Consider the following 3,632-nt stretch of genomic DNA (forward strand, 5'->3'; position numbering starts at 1 on the left):
GAACTCAGAAGTGAAACAGGCCAGCGCCGATGGTAGTGTGGCATTTGCCCATGTGAGAGTAGGTCATCGTCAGACTCTTAATTACGAAAGCCCCGATAGCTTATGCTACCGGGGCTTTTTTTTGCCTCAAATTTAACCTGGAGTGGATTGGGAGCACTGCTCCTTATACTTCCCGGTGATTGCCTATCTGCATTGGTATGTGGTGCGTGATGATCTTGATCAGCTATGAGGTGCTGTTAGGAGAGTCTGTCAAAACTGGCATATACCTGGCGGAGGCGAGAGCATAAATAAGTCCGGCGGCTGGATGGTTTTGATGGTAGTCAGGAGCGCTTTGGGTTTGAGGTCTGCCCCCCTGTATGCGAACTATCGACTCAGGCTTTGTTGAGGATGGTGAGCCCTTTAGTAGGGGTGTTTTGGAGCTAGGGCTCCCGAACGTCGTGCGGTTTGATCATGTTCGTTTCAAGATTGCGACCAGTTGCAGGTGTCGGGCAGACCTAAAATGTTCAGGCCGCCAACTTTGTTTTTTGCGCTCTCCTAGTGTTTAATCCGCCGATACCAAATCTTTCGGCTGGATAATGACTGATGAAACTCAAAGCACTTGTTACCCTGCTCAGTGATGGAAAGGTTCACTCTGGTGAATCCCTTGCCCGTCAATTGGGCGTGAGCCGCACTGCAATCTGGAAGCAGGTCAGGCGAATAATGGATGAGGGTTTTGAAGTAGCCACGATTCGTGGTCGCGGTTATCAATTGACATCTCGGGTCGATTTTCTGGACCCGGTCTTGATAACGAATCAGCTTAAGGATGATTTGCTCGCCCAAGTAGATCTGAGGGTGTTAGAGGAAGTGGACTCCACCAATGCTGAGGTTTTCAGGCAAATTGCGGAAGGCTGCGACAAAAAAATCCCAATAACCATCGCCGACAGTCAGACGGCCGGGCGTGGCCGCAGAGGGCGGATCTGGCGCAGCCCACGGGGAGAAAATCTCTATCTCAGCATGGGGCTCATCTTCCATGGTGGGTTTTCAGTTCTGGATGGGCTGAGCTTGGTGTTGGGGGTTGCGGTTGCGGAGGCGCTGGAAGCGTTGGGTGCTCCGGATGTTGGTTTGAAGTGGCCAAATGACATATTTCTTCCTTCAGGCAAGCTGGGGGGCATCCTTGTGGAGTTGCAAGGCGAATTGCAAGAAGGTGTGGTGCAAGTAATTGCTGGCATCGGAATTAATGTTCATATGTCGAAGGCAGATGATGTAGATCAGCCCTGGAGCAGTCTTGCGGGCGCCTGTCCCGATATCGAGTGGTCCAGGAATCAGATTGCAGCGGCAATTATTGGCGCAGTATCCGGTGCTGCGGAACTGTTTTCCCGTGAGGGGTTTAGTGGCTTTCGTGACTCTTGGCAGAAACGCGATATCCACCATAATTGCCTGGTTCAGGCCAGGGGTGGGGAGATTAAGGGCGTGGGGTGTGGTATTGACGGCAACGGCAACTACTTGCTTCGCACGCCGGAGGGTGATGTTGTTCCCATACGTGCCGGGGAGATCAGCTTGCGGGTGGCGTCATGAGGTTGTTGATTGATGCTGGCAACTCTCGATTAAAATGGTGTCTTGATGAATCAGGGCGGATTGTGGATCAGGGCTTCGGGGTAATCGAAGATGCTGACCCCGTGCCGGGCTTATCCGTCGTGGATGCCGATATTTCGAGAGTGGCAGTATCTACGGTGGCATCCGAAGAAAGGAGGCTGCACCTTTTGCAACACCTGTCTAGTCGAGTCAGCGCTCCGGCTACCTGTTATTGGGCAGAAGCGCACCGAGATGGGCTTACGAATGCGTACCATGAATTCCGTCAAATGGGAGCAGATCGATGGCATGCCATGTATGGCGCGTGGCTGGAGCATAGGCAGGGCTTTATACTGGTGGATGCTGGCAGCGCGATAACCGTGGACTATGTCGATTCTGGAGGGCGTCATCTCGGTGGGTATATCCTGCCGGGACTAAATATGATGCGGCGTAGCCTGCAGGTAGATGCGGCACGCATAAACTTTAATCCTCAGCAGGTGGCCGGCATGAGCCCGGGCTTGAGTACGAGTGAGTGTGTTAATCATGGCTTTGCTTGGTTATCCAGTGGACTAATCGATAGGATTCATCGGGATTCAGAGGTGTTAGGTATCAATGATATTTTGGCGACGGGCGGAGATGCCGAGAGATTGCTCCATCTTGGGTTGGCTGCAGTGTGCCGTCCGTCACTGGTATTGGAGGGGCTGGCAGCTATAGACGCGAAGGCTCATGCAGAATGAGATGGTTCGCGCTTGCGTTGGTTGTGTTAAATGTTGGCGTCTGGCAGTTGGGCGGCTCGGTAAAGGTCGGGGTGCCGCCTGCGCCTGCAGCATATGGAAGCCTTCCGCGAGTGGCGAGCCTTAAAGTTCAAGTTGAGCCCGCCAGTTCGGCACAGTCTCTGTCCGGAGAGCTTGCGTGTGTAAGGATAGGTTGGATTGAGTCCCTTGAAGCAGCCAGGGCTCTAGCGGAGAATCGGTTGTTTGTCCAAGCTTCTGATCTATCAGTGGAAAAGGTTGATCGACCACTACCGTCATTGCATTGGGTAATCATTCCGCCTCAGCCCCCCGGTGCAGCCCTGGAACAGTTTCAGGATATGCAGGGCCAAGGGATAGATTCGTATCTGGTGACAGGCGGTGAAAATAAAAACGCTATCTCTTTAGGGCTTTTCGAATCCCGTAACGCAGCAATTTCTGTGCTGGAAGAAAAAAAACATCAGAATCTCAATGCAATACTGGCCAACTTCCCCCGAAATCAGATAAGCTACGCGCTGTCTTTTGAAGTGAGCTCGGAATTTGTTGAAGAACAGATTCAGGCGGTCGAAGAGGATTATGGCGTTAATTTCGATTTCATCGAAATCAAGGCCTGTGAAGGTGTTGCAACGCCAGAAAAAAATCCGTAGTATACCGCCCTCGCTGAAGAGGCGATTGTGAGCTGGCGTAGCTCAGTTGGTAGAGCAGCTGACTTGTAATCAGCAGGTCGGGGGTTCGATTCCGTCCGCCAGCTCCACTTTTTTGTTGTAACAGGTGCGTGTAAGTGTGCCTGACTCGGAGGGGTTCCCGAGTGGCCAAAGGGATCAGACTGTAAATCTGACGCGAAAGCTTCGCAGGTTCGAATCCTGCCCCCTCCACCACTTAATTGCTCGCGGGCATCGTATAGTGGCTATTACCTCAGCCTTCCAAGCTGATGACGCGGGTTCGATTCCCGCTGCCCGCTCCAATTTTATTTGTAATGCTCATGTAGCTCAGTCGGTAGAGCACATCCTTGGTAAGGATGAGGTCACCGGTTCAACTCCGGTCATGAGCTCCACTATTTATCCGGTCAACGTTACGATCTAGGTTGATTAGGGAGATTGGTCGAATGTCTAAGTCTAAGTTTGAACGTAAAAAGCCGCACCTGAACGTGGGCACTATTGGTCACGTAGACCATGGTAAGACGACTCTGACCGCTGCTCTGACCCGTGTATGTCACGAAGTTTGGGGTACGGGTTCTGCGAGTGCATTCGATCAGATCGATAACGCACCGGAAGAGCGTGCGCGTGGTATTACCATCGCGACCTCCCACGTTGAGTATGATTCACCGGCACGCCA

The 3,632-nt window shown here is 52.3% G+C and carries 4 protein-coding genes and 4 tRNA genes; all 8 read left to right on the forward strand.

What is annotated here, in order from left to right:
* Positions 1-582 precede the first annotated feature (582 nt).
* Positions 583-1,554 carry a biotin--[acetyl-CoA-carboxylase] ligase gene (locus BCA33_RS15775; RefSeq protein WP_071267350.1) on the forward strand — a complete coding sequence of 324 codons (972 nt, stop codon included), beginning with the start codon at positions 583-585 and terminating at the stop codon, positions 1,552-1,554.
* Positions 1,551-2,285 (forward strand): type III pantothenate kinase, encoded by a 735-nt coding sequence (locus BCA33_RS15780; RefSeq protein ID WP_071267352.1) that lies wholly within the window; start codon positions 1,551-1,553, stop codon positions 2,283-2,285. The genes BCA33_RS15775 and BCA33_RS15780 overlap by 4 nt, the downstream gene beginning before the upstream one ends.
* Positions 2,286-2,548: 263 nt before the next feature.
* Positions 2,549-2,944, forward strand: coding sequence for a hypothetical protein (locus BCA33_RS22140; RefSeq protein ID WP_254774490.1), 396 nt, complete (start codon positions 2,549-2,551; stop codon positions 2,942-2,944).
* A 31-nt stretch (positions 2,945-2,975) separates the two neighbouring features.
* Positions 2,976-3,051, forward strand: a tRNA-Thr gene (locus BCA33_RS15790).
* 40 nt (positions 3,052-3,091) lie between these two features.
* Positions 3,092-3,175, forward strand: a tRNA-Tyr gene (locus tag BCA33_RS15795).
* An 11-nt stretch (positions 3,176-3,186) separates the two neighbouring features.
* Positions 3,187-3,261, forward strand: a tRNA-Gly gene (locus tag BCA33_RS15800).
* 14 nt (positions 3,262-3,275) lie between these two features.
* Positions 3,276-3,351 (forward strand) — tRNA-Thr (locus tag BCA33_RS15805).
* Positions 3,352-3,402: 51 nt separating this feature from the next.
* Positions 3,403-3,632: GTP-binding protein (locus BCA33_RS19945; RefSeq protein ID WP_254774491.1), on the forward strand; the 230-nt coding region annotated here is incomplete at its 3' end.

Origin of the sequence: Marinobacter sp. AC-23, from assembly GCF_001858325.1 — a bacterium.
Classification (GTDB): Bacteria; Pseudomonadota; Gammaproteobacteria; order Pseudomonadales; family Oleiphilaceae; genus Marinobacter.

Excerpts from the sequence above, each read along its gene's own strand:
- BCA33_RS15775 (WP_071267350.1), top strand. The coding sequence starts at position 583 with ATGAAACTCAAAGCACTTGTTACCCTGCTCAGTGATGGAAAGGTTCAC.
- BCA33_RS15780 (WP_071267352.1), top strand. The coding sequence starts at position 1,551 with ATGAGGTTGTTGATTGATGCTGGCAACTCTCGATTAAAATGGTGTCTT.